This is a genomic window from Nocardia sp. NPDC059764 (assembly GCF_042732555.1).
GTDB lineage: Bacteria > Actinomycetota > Actinomycetes > Mycobacteriales > Mycobacteriaceae > Nocardia.
Map to the genome: position 1 here is coordinate 1 of NZ_JBHWHH010000145.1, position 17921 is coordinate 17921.

Sequence of the window (17921 nt, forward strand, 5' to 3'; positions counted from 1 at the left end):
GGGCGGCTGCGGCGCCCACCGCCGGCCCCCACCGCGCGGGGGCGCGCGGCTATTCCGCCTCGCGCCCGAAACCCGGCTCGCTCGAGAGCTCGCCTTCCCTACTCGACTGCCCTACTCGGCCAGGAACCAGAAGTAGTAGAGGAACACCGCCATCAGCACCCACATGATCGGATGCACCTCGCGCGCACGCCGTTTCGCGATCATGACGATCGGATAGAACAGCAGCCCCATGGCGATGCCGTTGGCGATGGAGTAGGTCAGCGGCATGATGATCACGGTGATGAAGGCGGGCACCGCGAATTCGAGCTTGTTCCACTCGATCTCACCCAGGGCCCGGGCCATCAGCACGCCGACCACGATGAGCGCGGGCGCGGTCACCGCCGAGACGTCGGCGAACACCGCGAAGATCGGGAAGAAGAACAGCGCGATCAGGAACCAGCCCGCGGTGGCGACCGCGGTCAGGCCGGTGCGCCCGCCCGCCGAGACGCCCGCGGTGGATTCCACGTAGGCGGTGGTACTCGAGGTGCCGATCACCGCGCCCGCGGCGGTGCCCACCGAATCGGCGGCCAGGGCCTGTCCGGCGCGTTCCAGCTTGCCGTCCTTGCCCAGCAGCCCGGCCTGGTTGGCGACGCCGATCAGGGTGCCGGAGGCGTCGAAGAAGTCAACGAACAGCATGGTCAGCACGACCACCACCATCTGCCCGGTGAACGCGCCCGGCAGGTGGATGATGGCCTGGCCGAAGGTCTGATCCAGTCCGTGCGGCAGCGCGGCCACCGAGTCCGGCAGCTTCACCAGACCGGTCACCATGCCGACCACGGTGGTGGCGAGGATGCCGTAGAGCACCGCGCCGTGCCAGCCGAGCACCAGGAAGACGACCGTCGCGACCAGGCCGAACAGCGCCAGCAGGGTGGTGCCGTGGTGGAAGTTGCCCAGGTGCACGAAGGTGTTCGGATCGGAGGTGACGATCCCGGCGCTCTTGAGGCCGAGGAAGGCCACGAACATGCCGATGCCCGCGCCGACCGCGAGTTTCATCTGCATGGGAATGGCTTCGATGATCTTCTCGCGCACCTTGGTCACCGCGAGGATGAAGAAGATGACGCCGGACAGGAAGGTGCCCGACAGCGCCTCCTGCCACGGAATGCCCATGTGCAGCACGACGGTGTAGGCGAAGAAGGCGTTGAGGCCCATGCCCGGCGCGAGCGCGACCGGATACTTGGCCCACAGGCCCATGACCAGGGTGCCGAAGATGGCGGCGACCGCGGTCGCGGTGAACACGGCCTGGACCGGCATGCCCTTGTCGTGGAGATCGCCGCCGGGGCCGTCGCCGAGGATGCGCGGGTTCACCGCGAGCACGTAGGACATGGCCAGGAAGGTGACGGTGCCGGCCATCAGCTCGCGCTCGAGGGTGGAACCGTGTTCGCTGATGCCGAAGTACCGGTCGACGCGCCCCTTGGTGCGCGTGAGGACGTCGGTGCTCATAGGTGGGGATCTCCAGTCGGCCGGAGGACAAAGGCTGCTGGTCACGCTAGTTGGTCGGACGGGTCGGTTCGCTCACCACCCCGGCGAACTGTGGGCAATCCCACCTGCCAGAGCGTTGGTTTCCGGGCATCACCAGCGCAATTAATCCGCAAATAAACTGATTACCGGCCGGTAATTCGAGATCCTTGACCGCCATTGTCTGGGACGTTACAAATACGTAATCCGCCGGGGTTGATCAGGGGAACCGGCCAGGCAGAAGTTGTACGCCAGTGGTTACCGAAGTCATCGACGCGGTCGCGGAGTTCGCGATCGACCGCCAAGCGCTCTGGGACGTCCTGATCGATCCACAAACCTACCCCCGGCTATTTCCTGGAATCGGCGCCTGCGAGCCCGCAGACACCGTCGATACGCACCCCGCGTGGAATTTCCGGGTCGGCGGCGCGGATACCGAGATCCGCGTGGTGCGGGTCCAGCTGCACATCACCCGCTCCGGTGAGGGTTTCGAGCTGCATCACTCCGAGCACGGCAGCTTCGCGACCGTCCGGCTGCGCGGCGACACCGGGCACACCCGCATCTACGTCACCTATTTCAAGGCCGTGCACGTGCATCCGCTGCTCGCCCGGCTGCCGAACAACGCGGTGGTGACCTGGACGGTGGCAGGGCTCGAGCGGGTCGCCGAGCTGATCCAGGGCGCGCCGACGGCCCGCATCGTCAATGCCGAGGATTCGCGAATGAAGTTGCAGGCCGGGGTGGTCCGGCAGATGGTGAGCTCCGGCGTGGTGCGCACCTATCGCCCCGATGTGGGCCTGCGGCAGATCGGCGGCCTGGCCAGGTGGGGGTTCAGCCTGGGCGGCGGATACGCGGCGGCGGCCGCGCACTCCCCGCGCCGGGCGGCGGTGATCGACGACCGGTACTCGAGCACCTTCGACCAATTGCACGCGCGCAGTAACGCACTCGCGGGCGCGTTCACCTCGCTCGGCTTCGGTCCGGGCACGTCGATCGGGCTGCTGTGCCGCAATCACACCGGCATGGTCGAGTGCATGGTGGCGGCGGGCAAGTCGGGCGCGGACGCGGTGCTGCTCAATACCGGGCTGCCCGCGCGGCAGATCGAGGAGATCGTGCAGCGGCACCGGCTCTCGGCGCTGTTCTCCGACAGCGAGTTCGAGGATCTGGTGCGCCACGTGCCCGCCGACATCCCCCGCTTCACCGCCGACGACGCGCCGCCGGACACGGGCCGCACCAGCATCGAGGACCTGATCGCCATGCGCCAGGATCCGCCGCGCAAGGCGCCGCGGCTGGGCCGGCTGGTGGTGCTGACCTCCGGCACCAGCGGGACGCCCAAGGGCGCGCGGCGCCCGCACCCCAAGGGATTCGGGACGGTGGCCGCGCTGCTGTCGCGAATCCCGTTCGGCACCAACGAGACCATGTTCATCCCGGCCCCGCTGTTCCACACCTGGGGGCTCGGGGCGCTGCAGATGTCCACTGCCGTGCGGGCGACGGTGCTGCTGGGCGACCATTTCGACGCCGAGGACACGCTGCGCCGGGTGGCCGAACACAAGGTCACGGCCCTGGTGGTGGTGCCGATCATGGTGAATCGGATCCTGGATCTGCCCGAAGAGGTGCGCGCCCGCTACGACCTGTCGAGCCTGCGCATCGTGGCCAGTTGCGGTGCGCCGCTGGACGGTGCGACGGTGCTGCGTTTCCTCGACACCTTCGGCGACATCCTCTACAACGTGTACGGCTCCACCGAGGTGTCGTGGGCGTCCATCGCCGACTCCGCGGATCTGCGGGTGTCCCCCACCACCGCGGGCCGGCCGCCGCTGGGCACGAAACTGGCGGTGCTGGGCCCGGATCGGCGGCCGGTGCCGGTGGGCGCGACGGGCCGGATCTTCGTCGGCAATCACATGCTCTTCGACGGCTACACCGACGCCACCCCGCCCGACGAGGCCGACGGCATGCTCGACACCGGCGATATCGGGTATCTCGACGCCTCCGGCAGGCTGTTCGTGGCCGGGCGCGACGACGAGATGATCATCTCCGGCGGCGAGAACGTCTTCCCGCGCGCGGTGGAGGAGGCGCTGTCGCATCTGCCGCAGGTGAGCGAGGTGGCGGTGGTGGGCGTGCCGGATCACGAATTCGGCCAGCGCCTGGCGGCTTTCGTGGTGCCGCGGCCCGGCTCCGGGCTGGACTCGGAGATGGTGCGCAATTACATCCGGCACCGGGTGAGCCGCTTCTCGGTGCCGCGCGACATCACCTTCCTGGAGGCATTGCCGCGCAATACGACCGGGAAGATTCTCAAGCGGACGCTGATCGCGCCCGCCTGAGCGCGATTACGGGCTGGGCGAGGCGATCAGGCCCAGTTCCGCGTCCGAGGCCAGCAGCGGATGGTGCGGCAGGATGCGGATGGTGTAGCCGACCGCTCCGGAGATCGGCACCGGCGTCCGGATGGTGAAAACGTCCGCGCCGGAATCGTTTCCGGCGTGCAGCATGGTGAAGCTGTGGACGTCGGTGAGGTCGTCGCTGGGTGAGACCCGGCCCAGGACCGCCTGCACGCTGACATCGGCGGGGGTCAGGCCGCCGAGGTCGATGCGGGCCCGCAGGTCCAGTTCCGCGCCGATCACCGGGATGTCGGGCAGCCCGGCGCTGTCCACCTGCAGGACTTTCACGGTGGGCCAGGCGGATTCGACGCGGCGGCGGTACCCCGACAGGTCCTGCGCGCCCTTGAAGTCGTCGGCCGACACCGCGCCGAAGGCCGCGGCGGCGGGCGCGTAGTAGTCGACGGCGTAGTCGCGGACCATGCGCGAGGCCAGCACCTTCGGGCCCAGGGTCCGCAGGGTGTGGCGGACCATCTCCATCCAGCGCACCGGCAGGTCGTCGTGGTCGCGGTCGTAGAAGCGCGGCAGCACAGCGCGTTCCAGCAGTTCGTAGAGCGCGGACGCCTCGAGGTCGTCGCGGCGGTGCTCGTCGCGGACGCCGTCGGCGGTCGGGATGGACCAGCCGTTCTCGCCGTCGCACATCTCGTCCCACCAGCCGTCCTTGATGGACAGGTTCAGACCGCCGTTGAGGGCGGACTTCATGCCGGAGGTGCCGCACGCCTCGAGCGGGCGCAGCGGATTGTTGAGCCAGACATCGCAACCCCAGTACAGGTAGCGGGCCATGGAGATGTCGTAGTCGGGCAGGAAGACGATGCGGTGCCGCACCGCCGGATCGTCGGCGAACCGGACGATCTGCTGGATCAGCGCCTTGCCGCCCTCGTCGGCCGGATGGGATTTGCCCGCCACCACCAGCTGTACCGGGCGTTCCGGGTCGAGCAGCATGGCCCGCAGCCGGTCCGGGTCGCGCAGCATGAGGGTGAGCCGCTTGTAGGTGGGGACGCGGCGGGCGAAGCCGACGGTCAGCACGCGCGGGTCGAAAACCTCGTCGACCCAGGCGAGTTCGGCCGGGGCGGCGCCGCGGTCGAGCCAGGAGGCGCGCAACCGGCGGCGCACCTCGTCGACCAGGACGCCACGCAGGGCATTGCGGGTGGACCACAGTTCGCGCAGGTCCACGTCGCAGAGCCGTTCCCAGCCGCGGGCCTCCTCGACCAGTTCGTCGCCGATCAGCTCACGGGCCTTGTCGATCCATTCGCGCGCGGCCCAGGTGGGGGCGTGCACGCCATTGGTGATCGAGCCGATCGGCACCTCGGCGGCGTCGAAGCCCGGCCACAGCGGCGCGAACATGGCGCGGCTGACCTCACCGTGCAGCTTCGACACGCCGTTGGCGCGCTGGGCGAGTCGCAGGCCCAGGTGGGCCATGTTGAACACCGACGGATCGGCCTCGCGGCCCATGGCGAGGATGCGGTCCACCGAAACGCCCGGCAGCACCGGGGATTCGCGTTCACCGTGCGCGCCGCCGAAGTAGCGGCGCACCAGCGCGCTCGCGAAACGGTCGATGCCCGCCGGCACGGGGGTGTGGGTGGTGAAGACGGTGCCCGCCCGGACCGCGGTCAGCGCGGTGTCGAAATCCATTCCGGCGACCATGAATTCACGGATGCGTTCGATGCCGAGGAAACCGGCGTGGCCCTCGTTCATGTGGAAGACGTCCGGATCGGGCAGGCCGTTGGCGCGGGTGTAGGCGCGTACCGCGCGCACGCCGCCGATCCCGGCCAGGATCTCCTGTTTGATGCGGTGGTCCTGGTCGCCGCCGTAGAGGCGGTCGGTGACGGCCCGCAGTTCCGGATCGTTCTCGGCGATGTCGGAGTCGAGCAGCAGCAGCGGGATCCGGCCGACCTGGGCGATCCACACCCGGGCGCGCAGCACTCGGCCCTCCGGCATGGACACGTGGATGAGCACGGGCGCACCGGAGTCGCCGTCGGTGAGCAACCGCAGCGGCAGGCCCATGGGGTCCAGCGCCGGATAGTGCTCGGCCTGCCAGCCGTCGGCGGTCAGCGACTGCCGGAAATAGCCGGAGCGGTACAGCAATCCGACGCCGATCAGCGGCAGCCCCAGATCGGAGGCGGCCTTGAGGTGGTCGCCCGCCAGAATCCCGAGCCCGCCCGAGTAGTTGGGCAGGACCTCGGTGACGCCGAACTCCATCGAGAAGTAGGCGATCCCACGCGGCCCGCTCTGCTGCTTCTGGAACCAGCGAGGCCGGGCCAGGTAGTCACGAAGGTCTTCGGCGGCGGCATCCACCCGCCGCGTGTAGGTCTCATCCACGGCCAGCTCGTCGAGCCGTTCGGCCGGCACCTCACCCAGCATCCGCACCGGATCGTTCCCGACCTCGGCCCACAGCCGGGGATCCAGCTCCGCGAATACGTCCTGTGTAGGCCCATGCCAGGACCAGCGCAGATTGGTCGCCAACTCGGTAAGAGCAGCCAACCGCTCCGGCAAATGTGCACGAACGGTGAATCGACGCAATGCCTTCACAGTGCTTATTCTGCCCTCCGCCTCGCTCCGGGCTGGTTCACGGCCCCGAAGTCTCGATTCTTCCCTCCTCCGCTCCTCCGCGGCGCAGGTCTATGGAGCCGTTCGCTCCCCGCTCCAAGGCGGAGGTCTATCAAGCCGCAGTCCAGAATCGAGCGCTCCGCCTCCCCGCGCTTGGCCGCGAACCTTCGGAGCGGGTCTGATGCTGGTCAGCGGCATCCCCGCGCGGAGCATCCGGTTAGCGACCGATAACGTGTTTCGCATGAGCGAGCAGCAGGTCGAGGCACTGGCCCCCGAGGAGCATCATGAGGGCGGGTTTCGGCCGATCCAAACCCTGGGCCGCGACGCCAGCCGGGGTGGGCCGCACTACGGGGAGTTCATCGAGCAGGTGCGCGGGCTGATGGACCGGGTCCGGCTGGCCTCCCCGACCGACGAGGTCGCCCTCGAGGCCATCGCCACGCTGAAGGAACTCAACGCCAAGCTCGACTCCGCGGTCGGCGACGAGTGGGACGCGCCCGCCTGGCACCGCAACGACCTGCCCGCGCGCGGCAATATCACCCTGCCGCCGTTCCTGATCGATGACGCGAGCGCTGAGGGCGTGCACGCGCGCATCACCTTCCGCACCTTCCACCTGGGCGGCAATGCGGCGGCGCACGGCGGCCACATCGCGCTGGGCTTCGACGATCTGCTCGGCATGACCGTGGCGTTGAACACGCGCGCGGTCACCCGCACCGCCTTCCTGCACGTCGACTACCGGTCCATCACGCCGCTGAACACCGAGCTGAGGGTGCACGGCTGGGTGGAGCGGCAGGAGGGCCGCAAGGTCTTCGTGCGCGCCACCCTGCACGACGGCGACCGGCTGTGCGCCGAGGCGCACGGCCTGTTCCTGCTCCTCAAGCCGGGCCAGCAGTAGCCGCTCCGGTAAGTTCGAAGGCGTGACCGGCCGCATCGCCATCGATGACACCGCCCCCGCGATCCCCGGCGGCCGGCCGTCGAAGGCCGTGGTGGGCGAGGTGGTCCCGGTCCGGACCGTGGTCTGGCGCGAGGGACACGAGGTCGTGGCCGCGACCCTCGCGGTGCGGGGCCCGGGTTCGGCACGCACGCAACGCATTCGCATGAGCCCGGAATACGAGCCGGACGTGTTCAACGCGGTATTCACCCCGAGTACCCCCGGCCGCTGGACCTTCCGCATCGAGGGCTGGGGCGATCCCATCGCCACCTGGCGCTCCGGCGTCGAGGCCAAGCTGGCCGTCGGGCAGAGCGCCGTCGACCTGGCCAACGATCTGGAGCTCGGGGCGCGCCTGCTCGATAAGGCCGCGCTCGCGGTGCCCAGGCAGCAGTGGCAGATCCTGCGCGCCGCGGCGGCCGCCCTGCGCAGCGACGCCCAGCTGCCCGCGCGCGTGGCGCCCGCCTTCAGCGCCGAGGTCGGCGAGATCCTGCGGGCAACCCCGTTGCGGGAGTTGGTGACCCACGGGCCGCTGCACACCGTGCAGGTGGACCGGCAGCGGGCGCTGTACGGCTCCTGGTACGAGTTCTTCCCGCGCTCCACCGGCGGCTGGGACGCCGCGGGCAAGCCGGTGCACGGCACCTTCGCCACCGCCGCCAAGGATCTGCCGCGCATCGCCGCCATGGGGTTCGACGTGGTGTACCTGCCGCCGATCCACCCGATCGGGAAGGTGAACCGCAAGGGGCCCAACAACTCCCTGACCGCGGGACCCGAGGATGTGGGCTCGCCGTGGGCCATCGGCTCCGACGAGGGCGGTCACGACGCCATCCACCCGCGGCTGGGCACCGAGGCCGACTTCGTCGACTTCGTCACGGCCGCCCGGGAATTGGGTCTGGAGGTGGCGCTCGACCTGGCGTTGCAGTGCGCGCCCGACCACCCGTGGGTGACCGCGCACCCGGAGTGGTTCATCACCATGCCCGACGGCACCATCGCCTACGCGGAGAACCCGCCCAAGAAGTACCAGGACATCTACCCGCTCAACTTCGACGACGACCCCGACGGGCTCTACGCCGAGGTGCTGCGCGTGGTCCGGCACTGGATCGGCCTGGGCGTCACCATCTTCCGGGTCGACAATCCGCATACCAAGCCCGCGGACTTCTGGGAATGGCTGATCGCCGCGGTGCACAAGAAGCACCCGGAGATCATCTTCCTGTCCGAGGCGTTCACCCGCCCGGCCCGCCTGTACGGGCTGGCCCGCCGCGGATTCAGCCAGTCCTACACGTATTTCACCTGGCGCACCCACAAGCACGAGCTCGAGGAGTTCGGGCGGGAGCTCGCCGCCAAGGCCGACGAGGCGCGCGCCAACCTGTTCGTGAACACCCCCGACATCCTGCACGAGAGCCTGCAGCACGGCGGGCCCGGCATGTTCGCGATCCGGGCGGTGCTGGCCGCCACGCTCGGCGCGACCTGGGGCGTGTACTCCGGCTTCGAACTGTACGAGCACCAGGCGGTGCGGCCCGGCAGCGAGGAATACCTCGATTCGGAGAAATATCAGCTGCGCCCACGGCATTTCGCCGCCGCGGCCGCGCGCGGGGAATCCCTGGAACCGTGGCTGACCCGGCTCAACGAGATCCGGCGCGCACACCCGGCGCTACGGCAGGTGCGCTGCATCCACTTCCACCCCGTGGACAACGACGCGATCCTGGCGTTCTCGAAGATGGATCCGACCACCGGTGACGCGGTGCTCGTCGTGGTGAACCTGAACCCGTTCGGGACCGAACACGGCATGGTGTCGCTGGACCTGCCCGCCATCGGCCGCGAATGGCACGACCGGCCAGTGGTGACCGACGAGATCACCGGCGAGGAATACCACTGGGGCCAGAGCAATTACGTGCGCCTGGACCCGCATCGCGCGGCCGCCCACATCCTCACCCTGCCGCCGGTCCCCGCCGCCGCGCGCACCGAACTCGCCTATCGCAGATCGTTCCGATGAACCGGCGTGACCTCCTGCTGCTGGCGGCGGGCACGCATCCCGATCCGCACACCGTGCTGGGGGCCCACCCGCATCCGGACGGCACCGTCATCCGGGTGCTGCGCCCGCACGCGGACGCGGTCGCGGCCCGTGTCGGCGAGGTGGATCATCCACTGACACACCGGGATCACGGGGTGTTCGAGGTCGTCCTGCCGTTCCCGGAGCTGTGGGACTACCGGATCGTCGCCTCCTATCCGGGCGGGCGCACCGTGGTCGAGGCCGACGGCTACCGATTCCTGCCCACCCTCGGCGACATCGACCTGCATCTGCTCGGGGAGGGCCGCCACGAGCGGCTGTGGGAGGTGCTCGGCGCGCATCCCACGACTTACCCCTCCTTCGACGGTGAGGTGACGGGCACCGCGTTCGCGGTATGGGCGCCCAATGCGCGCGGCGTCGCCGTGATCGGGGACTTCGACGGCTGGAGCGGAAACACCGCGCCCATGCGCAGACTCGGCGATTCGGGCGTGTGGGAACTGTTCCTGCCCGGCATCGGGCCCGGGGCGCTCTACAAGTACCGGGTGCACGGAGCGGACGGGCGCGTGGTCGACCACGCCGACCCCATGGCCTTCGCCACCGAGGTGCCGCCCGCCACCGCCTCGGTGATCACGGAGAGCGAATTCACCTGGGGCGACGGGGAATGGCTGCGGGAACGCGCCCGCACCGACCCGCTGCGCGCGCCGATCAGCATCTACGAGGTGCACCTCGGCTCCTGGCGGCCCGGTCTCGACTATCACGAGCTCGCCGAACAGCTCGCCGAATACGTGCTCGCCCAAGGCTTCACCCACGTGGAACTGCTGCCCGTGGCCGAGCACCCCTTCGGCGGCTCGTGGGGTTACCAGGTCACCTCCTATTTCGCGCCGACCGCCCGCTTCGGCTCCCCTGACGACTTCCGTTTCCTCGTGGATCACCTGCACCGCAAGGGCATCGGCGTGCTGCTGGACTGGGTGCCCGCGCACTTCCCGCGCGACGAATGGGCGCTGGCCCGGTTCGACGGCACCGCCCTCTACGAGCACGCCGACCCGCGCCGCGGCGAGCAACTCGACTGGGGCACCTACGTTTTCAACTTCGGCCGCCACGAGGTCCGCAACTTCCTGGTCGCCAACGCGCTGTACTGGATCGAGGAATTCCACCTCGACGGCCTGCGCGTGGACGCCGTCGCCTCCATGCTCTACCTGGACTATTCCCGCCCGGACTGGGAACCGAACATCCACGGCGGCCGCGAGAACCTGGAGGCCGTCGCCTTCCTCCAGGAAATGAACGCCACCGTGCACAAGCATCATCCGGGCGTGCTGACCATCGCCGAGGAATCCACCACCTGGCCCGGCGTCACCCGCCCCACCGAGGTCGGCGGGCTCGGCTTCACCATGAAATGGAACATGGGCTGGATGCACGACACCCTCGGCTACCTGGCCCGCGATCCCGTGCACCGCAGCTGGCACCACAACGAGGTCACCTTCTCCCTCACCTACGCCTGGAGCGAGAACTACCTGCTGCCGATCAGCCACGACGAGGTCGTCTACGGCAAGGGCACGCTGTGGACCCGCATGCCCGGCGACGACTACGCCAAGGCGGGCGGGGTGCGGGCGCTGCTCGCCTACCTGTGGGCGCACCCGGGCAAGCAGTTGCTGTTCATGGGCCAGGACTTCGGTCAGTTCCGGGAATGGGACCACGACCGCGGACTGGACTGGCACGAGCTGGAGAACCCGCTGCACCGCGGCATCCAGGCCCTGGTCGGCGACCTCAACCGGCTCTACGTCGGGAATCCGGCGCTGTGGAGTCAGGACACCTCGCCGGGCGGGTACGCGTGGATCGACGCCGACGACCGCGACAACAATGTGCTGTCGTTCCTGCGGTACGGCACCGACGGGTCGATCCTCGCCTGCGTGTACAACTTCTCCGGGCGGCAGCTCAGCGGCTACCGCATCGGATTGCCGGAGTGCGAACAGGATTCGTGGTACGAGGTGCTCAATACCGACGCGGTCGCCTACGGCGGCAGCGGCGCGGGCACCGGCGGCGCGATCCCGGCCGAACAGCAGCCGTGGCACGGCCGCCCGGTCTCGGCCGCCCTCACCCTGCCCCCGCACAGTGCGATCTGGCTCTCGACCACGCCACCGGCCGCGCACGACTGACAGGTCCCTATTCCGGCCAGCCCGGCGAGCGTCCCAGCACCGCCAGAATCCGATCCAGCCCCGACGCCTGGACACCGGGCACTTCCGGCGCGAACGACGCGCCCGGCCGCTCCCGCTCCGCACCCCGCGGGACGGCCTCGGCCACCGGCAGCGCCGCGCTCAGCAGGTCGTCGTCGAAGTCCACGGTCCGCCCGAGCGCCCGCGCGACATCCCAGGCGTGCACGACGTAGTCGATGAAGTGGAAGCTCACCGCCAGCGCCCCCGGGATGACGATGCCGTCGCGGACCTCCGGCAGGGGAAATTGCCGGTCCAGGACGCCCGGCTCGGCGAAGGTGGCCAGCACGTGCTCGGCCGCCGCGCGGTATTCGCCGACCGGGTCCGCACCCAGCGGCTGCGGCTTCCACAGCCCGATATCACCCTCCCCGCGAGCCGCCGCCGCGAACCCGTAGTGCTGAACGATCATGTGCTCCAGCAGATCTCGCAGGGTCCAGCCCTCGCACGGGGTGGACGCGTCCAAGTCGCCCGAGGTCGCCCCCGCCACCACGTCGATGCTCGTCCGCACCGCGCGGGCGTCCAGCGCGAGCAGTTCCGTTCCCGAGCCCAGCAATTCTTCGTACGTGCTTATCATACGCACTAGCTTACTAATTGCCATCGATCATCACCAGGAACAATCCGGCGAATTCCACACCAACGGGTCCGCTGCGGGCGCACCCTGGACGGACAGCCGGATCAAGCCCGGGAGGGCCTCGTGGACGAGCGCACCAAGATCACACTGGACGAATCCGAGATCCCGCGGCGTTGGTACAACGTCATCCCGGACCTGCCCGAACCCCCGCCGCCCCCGCTGCACCCCGGCACCGGGCAGCCCGTCGGCCCCGAGGACCTGGCCCCGCTGTTCCCCATGGAACTGATCCGGCAGGAAGTGAGCGGCGACCGCTACCTCGACATCCCAGACGAGGTCATCGACGTGTACCGGCTCTGGCGGCCGACACCGCTGTTCCGGGCGCGCCGGCTCGAGAAGGCGCTCGGCACCCCGGCACGCATCTATTACAAATACGAGGGCGTCTCCCCCGCGGGCTCACACAAGCCGAACACCGCTGTGCCGCAAGCCTTCTACAACGCCGCCGAAGGCACCCGCCGCCTGACCACCGAGACCGGCGCGGGCCAGTGGGGCAGCGCGCTGTCCTTCGCCTGCGCGCAGTACGGCATCGACTGCGAGGTATGGATGGTCCGCGCCTCCTACGACCAGAAGCCGCACCGGCGCACCCTCATGCAGACCTGGGGCGCCACCGTGCACGCCAGTCCCTCCCCGGTCACCGCGGCGGGCGCGAAAATCCTTGCCGACCACCCGGATTCGCCCGGCAGCCTGGGCATCGCCATCAGCGAGGCGGTCGAGGTGGCCGCGGCCGACCCGTTCACCCGCTACGCGCTGGGCAGCGTGCTCAACCACGTGCTCATGCATCAGACCGTCATCGGCGAGGAGGCGCTGAAGCAGTTCGCCGCGGCGGGCGAGCGCGCCCCCGACGTGATCATCGGCTGCACCGGCGGCGGCTCCAACTTCGCGGGCCTGTTCCTGCCGTTCCTGCGCGAAAAGCTCGCGGGCCGAGGGAATCCCGTCATCCGCGCCGTCGAACCGGCCGCCTGCCCGTCGTTCACCCGCGGCATCTACGCCTACGACTTCGGCGACACCGCGGGCTTCACGCCGCTGATGAAGATGCACACCCTCGGCCACGACTTCATCCCCGATCCCGTGCACGCGGGCGGTCTGCGCTACCACGGCATGTCGCCGCTGCTCTCGCACATGTACGAGCTCGGGCTGTTCGAGGCGGTGTCCAAACAGCAGCGCGAATGCTTCGCCGCGGCGGTCACGTTCGCCAAGACCGAGGGCATCCTGCCCGCCCCCGAACCCTCGCACGCGCTCGCGGCGGTCATCGAGGAAGCCAACCGCTGCACCGCGTCCGGAGAGGAGAAGGTCCTGCTCACGGCGCTGTGCGGGCACGGCCACTTCGACATGACCGCCTACGAACGCTATCTGGCGGGCGACATCCCCGATTTCGAGCTGCCCCAGCCCCGCATCGACGCGGCGCTCGCCGGACTCCCCAAGCTCTGAACAAGAAAGGGAGCTGCCACCGCGGAATTCCGTCCGAATCCCGCGGTGGGAGCTCCATGATCTCGGAATCAGTACAGCGCGGCGGCCAGCTTGCGGCGGGCGGCGACGACCAGCGGCTCGGCCGGGTCGAAGAGCTCGAACAGCTCCAGCAGATGGGTGCGGACCCGGGTGCGGTCGTCGCCGGCGGTGCGCTTGACCTGGGCGATCAGCCGATCGAACGCGGCGTCGGGCTGCTGATCGAACATCTCGAGGTCGGCGGCGGCGATGGCGGCGTCCAGGTCCGCCGGGTCGGCGTCGGCCTTGGCCACCGCGGCCGGGTCGAGATCCTGCACGCGGGAGATGAACTGGACCTGCCGCAGCGCGGCCTTGGCCTCGACATTGTTCGGCTCGGCGGTCAGGATGTCCTGGTAGGCGGCGATGGCGTTGTCGAATTCGCCGCGCTCCAAAGCCTCTTCGGCGGCTACGAAACGGGGGTCCTCGGGGGCCTCCGGCTCGGCGGCGTCACCCTCGCCGACACCGGGGAGCTTGCCGCGCACGGCGTCCACCACGGCGGCCAGCCACTGCGTCACCTGCTCCTCGGGCTGATTGCCGGTGAAGTCGGCGAGCGGCTGGCCCGCGGCCACCGCGACCACGGTCGGAATGCCCTGCACGCCGAAGGCCTGCGCGATGCGCATATTGGCCTCGGCCTCGACGGTGGCCAGATCCCAGTCGCCGCCGCTGCGGCCGACCAGCTGCTCGAGCAGCTTCACCAGCTCGATGCTGCCCGGGCTGCGCTGCGAGTACAGCGCCACCACCACCGGGACCTGGGTGGAGCGCCGCAGCACTCGATCCTCGAAATTGGCCTCGGTGACGACGTGGTCACCCGGGACCTCCCCCGCGGGGGCGGCCGGCTGCTTGAGAGCGGACAGGTCCACAGCGCCCGACATGGCGGCGGCTGCGGCGGAAGGACGGCGTGCGGGTCGAGTCACGCCATCCAGTTTGTCACGAAGCGGCGGCGGCGGGCGCCGGGGCTCCGCTCAGTTCACCCAGCTGACCCGTCTTGATCGCCCACCGCTCGAAGAGCACGGAGGTGAACGGCACCACCGAGGACGCCAGCGCGAGAAGCGTGGTCTTGCCCGGCCATTCGAACTCACGCGAGGCCAGCAGGCAGTTGATCGCGTACGCCAGGAACACGACGCCGTGCAGCATGCCGAACACCATCACCGGCCACTTGATCGGCTGATCGGCGATGCCCAGCGCGTCGGCGCGCTTCAGGGCCGAGCCGATGAACAGCAGCACCCAGGACGGCACCTCGAGCAGGCCGAAGAAACGCACACGCTTCGCGACCGTGGACAGGTCGAACAGATCACCCATGCCCCCCATTCTGCCCGACCGGCTACGACGCCCCGTAGTGGAGCTGGTCACACGAACGAGCAGGCCCCGGCTCGTTTCGGAGCCGGGGCCTGGTTCGGGCTACGGGATCGCACTTACTGCACGCGGATGATCAGGGCGTCGCCCTGGCCGCCACCGCCGCACAGGGCGGCCGCGCCGACGCCGCCACCGCGGCGCTTCAGCTCATTGGCCAGGTGCAGCACGATGCGGGCGCCGGACATGCCCAGCGGGTGGCCGATGGAGATGGCGCCGCCGTTGACGTTCACCTTCTCCGGGTCGATGCCCAGCGTGCGGGTGGACGCGATGCCGACCGCGGCGAAGGCCTCGTTGATCTCGACCAGGTCCAGATCGGCGGGCGAAATGCCTTCCTTGGCACAGGCTTTCGCGATGGCGTTGGCGGGCTGGTCCTGCAGGGTGGAGTCCGGACCGGCGACGACGCCGGCCGCGCCGATCTCGGCGATCCAGCTCAGGCCCAGCGCCTCCGCCTTGGCCTTCGACATGACGATCACGGCGGCCGCGCCGTCGGAGATCTGGGAGGCCGAACCGGCGGTGATGCTGCCGTCCTTGCGGAAGGCCGGGCGCAGCTTGCCCAGCGACTCCGCGGTGGTGTCGGCGCGGATGCCCTCGTCCTCGGCGAACACGATCGGGTCGCCCTTGCGCTGCGGGATCGAGACCGGCGCGACCTCGTCCGCGAACAGGCCGTTCTTCCAGGCCGCGGCCGCCTTCTGGTGCGAGGCGGCAGCGAAGGCGTCCTGCTCCTCGCGGCTGATCTTGTCGGTGTCGTTGCGCTGCTCGGTGAGGGCGCCCATGGCCTGGTCGGTGAAGATGTCGTACAGGCCGTCGTAGGCCATGCTGTCGCGCAGGTTCACGTCGCCGTACTTGAAGCCCTCACGGCTCTTCTCGAGCAGGTGCGGGGCGTTGGTCATGGACTCCTGGCCGCCGGCCACCACGATCTCGTACTCACCGGCGCGAATCAGCTGATCCGCCAGGGCGATTGCGTTGATGCCGGACAGACACACCTTGTTGATGGTCAGCGCCGGGACGTCCATCGGGATCCCCGCGGCGACCGCGGCCTGCCGGGCCGGGATCTGACCCGCGCCGGCGGTGAGCACCTGGCCCATGATCACGTAGTCGACCTGCTCAGGCGCGACCCCGCCCTTCTCCAGCGCCGCCTTGATGGCGATGCCGCCCAGGTCGGAGCCGCTGAAATCCTTCAGCGACCCGAGCAGGCGACCCACCGGGGTACGCGCACCGGACACGATCACGGAGGTAGTCGTCACGTGGGGCCTCACTTACTGTGTGTCGTCACGGCTCCGCCAACCATCGGAGCCGTACTCCACGGTAACTCCAGGCACTTCGGCGGGGGTATGCGGGTGCGCGCTACCGTCAGTCCTGTGAGCACTACCGAGAACACCGCATTCATCCCGTCGGAATACGTCGTGGCCGTCGATCACGTGGGAATCGCCGTGCCGGACCTGGATTCCGCGGTCGCCTGGTACCGCGACAATCTGGGCATGGTGGAGACCCACCGCGAGATCAACGAGTCGCAGGGCGTCCACGAGGCCATGCTGTCGGTCCCCGGCACGCCCGAGGGCTCGGTCGCTCTCCAGTTGCTGGCTCCGCTCAACGAGGAGTCCACCATCGCCAAGTTCATCGACCGAAACGGTCCTGGCCTGCAGCAGCTCGCGTACCGCGTGACCGATGTCGAGGCGGTTTCCGAGCAACTTCGTGAACGGGGCTTGCGTTTGCTGTACGCAGAGCCGCGTGGCGGAACCGCCGGTTCCCGCATCAATTTCATCCACCCCAAGGATGCTGGCGGTGTGCTGGTCGAACTCGTCGAACCGGCCGCGAAAACTACTCACTAGTACCGTGTTCCGCCCTCCTAAAGAGGGCGTAACAACATTCGCGGTCGGGTCACCATCCGCGACGGTCAGGCTGTAGTTTGTGGGGCATGTCGTCCACTGAGCCCGATCGCAATCGCTTCGTCGCGCTGCCCTTTACCGTTGTGCGGAAGGGTTATGACCGTGACGAGGTGCGTAACTACTTCGACCGTTTCGATGCCGAGCTAAGGGTCACCGCCACCGACCGCGATGCCGCCGCCGCCCAGGCCCGCAACCTGGCCGCCCAGCTCGAGGATGCCCGGGACGAGATCGACGAGCTCCGTAAGGAAGTCGACCGGCTGTCCGTGCCGCCGACGACCGCCGAAGGCATGTCCGATCGCATCTCCCGCATGCTGCGCCTGGCCTCCGACGAGGCCTCCGAGGTCCGCGCCCAGGCTCAGGCCGAGGCCGCCGAGATGATCTCGATCGCCGAGCAGCAGGCCACCGAAATGCGTGGGAAGTACGAATCGCTCCTCTCCGAGACCAAGGAGAAGCGCGAAGCTCTCGAAATCGAATTCGAGCAGACTCTCGCCAACGCCCGCTCCGAGTCCGCCAAGATCGTCGAGGCGGCCAACGCCGAGGCCGATCGTCTCACCAAGGAGTCCGAAGCCAAGCGCAAGGCGACGCAGCAGGACTTCGAGGTCACCATGGCGGAGCGGCGCACCAAGCTGACCCGCGCCATGGAGGAGCTCGAGGCCACCTCCCGCGCCGAGGCCGCCCAGCGCATCAAGGACGCCACCGACGAGGCCAACCGCCTCATCACCTCGGCGACCAACACCGCCGATCGGAAGATCGCGCACGCCAAGGAACTCGCCGAGGAAATGCGTGTCCTCCGCGGCCGCGTCCTGGCCCAGCTGCTCGGCATCCGCGGCCAGCTCGACTCGGTCCCGGCCATGCTCGCCGCCGTCAACCGCGAGAGCGAACTCCTCGACGGCGCACCGGAACAGCGCTCCCTCGGCAAGAACAACCGCAAGGCCATCTCCGAAGCCCACGACGACGAGGACCTCGTCGACGACCGCGAGAACGCCGACATCTCCGGCTAATTCCACCACCCCGGGCGACAACCCGTTCCG

The 17921-nt window shown here is 69.2% G+C and carries 13 protein-coding genes; 7 read left to right on the forward strand and 6 right to left on the reverse strand.

The genetic code is table 11. The annotated features are described in order from the left end of the window. Window positions 1–111: 111 nt before the first annotated feature. Window positions 112–1479, reverse strand: a complete 1368-nt coding sequence (locus tag ACFV4K_RS26500) for an NCS2 family permease (RefSeq protein WP_379278532.1) — start codon at window positions 1477–1479, stop codon at window positions 112–114. Between the two features lie 269 nt (window positions 1480–1748). Here ACFV4K_RS26500 and ACFV4K_RS26505 point away from each other — a divergent pair, with 269 nt between their 5' ends. Beyond that, entirely contained in the window at window positions 1749–3803 is a 2055-nt protein-coding gene (locus ACFV4K_RS26505; RefSeq protein WP_379278534.1) for an AMP-binding protein, read from the forward strand. A 6-nt stretch (window positions 3804–3809) separates the two neighbouring features. Here the strand turns inward: ACFV4K_RS26505 and glgP are convergent, their stop codons facing one another. Beyond that, entirely contained in the window at window positions 3810–6383 is a 2574-nt protein-coding gene (gene glgP, locus ACFV4K_RS26510) for an alpha-glucan family phosphorylase (RefSeq protein ID WP_379278535.1), read from the reverse strand. A gap of 259 nt (window positions 6384–6642) precedes the next feature. Between glgP and ACFV4K_RS26515 the strand changes: the two genes are divergently transcribed. From ACFV4K_RS26515 to glgB, 3 genes are read left to right on the forward strand one after another with little or no spacing between them, the layout of a single operon-like run. Next, the gene (locus tag ACFV4K_RS26515) at window positions 6643–7293 is read left to right on the forward strand and encodes a PaaI family thioesterase (protein WP_357098629.1); all 651 of its coding nucleotides are present in this window, start codon (window positions 6643–6645) and stop codon (window positions 7291–7293) included. A 22-nt stretch (window positions 7294–7315) separates the two neighbouring features. Continuing rightward, window positions 7316–9319: a maltotransferase domain-containing protein gene (locus tag ACFV4K_RS26520; RefSeq protein WP_379278537.1), complete on the forward strand. Its 2004-nt coding sequence runs from the start codon at window positions 7316–7318 to the stop codon at window positions 9317–9319. Continuing rightward, window positions 9316–11487, forward strand: coding sequence for a 1,4-alpha-glucan branching protein GlgB (glgB, locus tag ACFV4K_RS26525; RefSeq protein ID WP_379278539.1), 2172 nt, complete (start codon window positions 9316–9318; stop codon window positions 11485–11487). Before ACFV4K_RS26520 ends, glgB begins: the two co-directional genes overlap by 4 nt. A 7-nt stretch (window positions 11488–11494) precedes the next feature. Here the strand turns inward: glgB and ACFV4K_RS26530 are convergent, their stop codons facing one another. Beyond that, the gene (locus tag ACFV4K_RS26530; protein WP_379278541.1) at window positions 11495–12115 is read right to left on the reverse strand and encodes a TIGR03086 family metal-binding protein; all 621 of its coding nucleotides are present in this window, start codon (window positions 12113–12115) and stop codon (window positions 11495–11497) included. Window positions 12116–12235: 120 nt separating this feature from the next. Here ACFV4K_RS26530 and ACFV4K_RS26535 point away from each other — a divergent pair, with 120 nt between their 5' ends. After that, window positions 12236–13597: a TrpB-like pyridoxal phosphate-dependent enzyme gene (locus tag ACFV4K_RS26535; protein WP_379278542.1), complete on the forward strand. Its 1362-nt coding sequence runs from the start codon at window positions 12236–12238 to the stop codon at window positions 13595–13597. Between the two features lie 68 nt (window positions 13598–13665). Here the strand turns inward: ACFV4K_RS26535 and ACFV4K_RS26540 are convergent, their stop codons facing one another. The 3 genes from ACFV4K_RS26540 to ACFV4K_RS26550 form a co-directional block, all read right to left on the reverse strand. Then, on the reverse strand, window positions 13666–14523 hold the full coding sequence (locus ACFV4K_RS26540) for a tetratricopeptide repeat protein (protein WP_379278549.1): 858 nt from the start codon (window positions 14521–14523) through the stop codon (window positions 13666–13668). Between the two features lie 55 nt (window positions 14524–14578). Continuing rightward, entirely contained in the window at window positions 14579–14950 is a 372-nt protein-coding gene (locus tag ACFV4K_RS26545; protein WP_357098615.1) for a DUF3817 domain-containing protein, read from the reverse strand. A 113-nt stretch (window positions 14951–15063) separates the two neighbouring features. Beyond that, complete coding sequence (locus tag ACFV4K_RS26550; RefSeq protein ID WP_379278544.1) at window positions 15064–16248, reverse strand: acetyl-CoA C-acetyltransferase; 1185 nt, start codon at window positions 16246–16248, stop codon at window positions 15064–15066. Between the two features lie 87 nt (window positions 16249–16335). Between ACFV4K_RS26550 and mce the strand changes: the two genes are divergently transcribed. Next, the gene (gene mce / locus ACFV4K_RS26555; protein ID WP_379278546.1) at window positions 16336–16833 is read left to right on the forward strand and encodes a methylmalonyl-CoA epimerase; all 498 of its coding nucleotides are present in this window, start codon (window positions 16336–16338) and stop codon (window positions 16831–16833) included. A gap of 86 nt (window positions 16834–16919) precedes the next feature. Further along, window positions 16920–17891 carry a hypothetical protein gene (locus ACFV4K_RS26560; protein ID WP_379278548.1) on the forward strand — a complete coding sequence of 324 codons (972 nt, stop codon included), beginning with the start codon at window positions 16920–16922 and terminating at the stop codon, window positions 17889–17891. The last annotated feature ends 30 nt before the right edge of the window (window positions 17892–17921 follow it).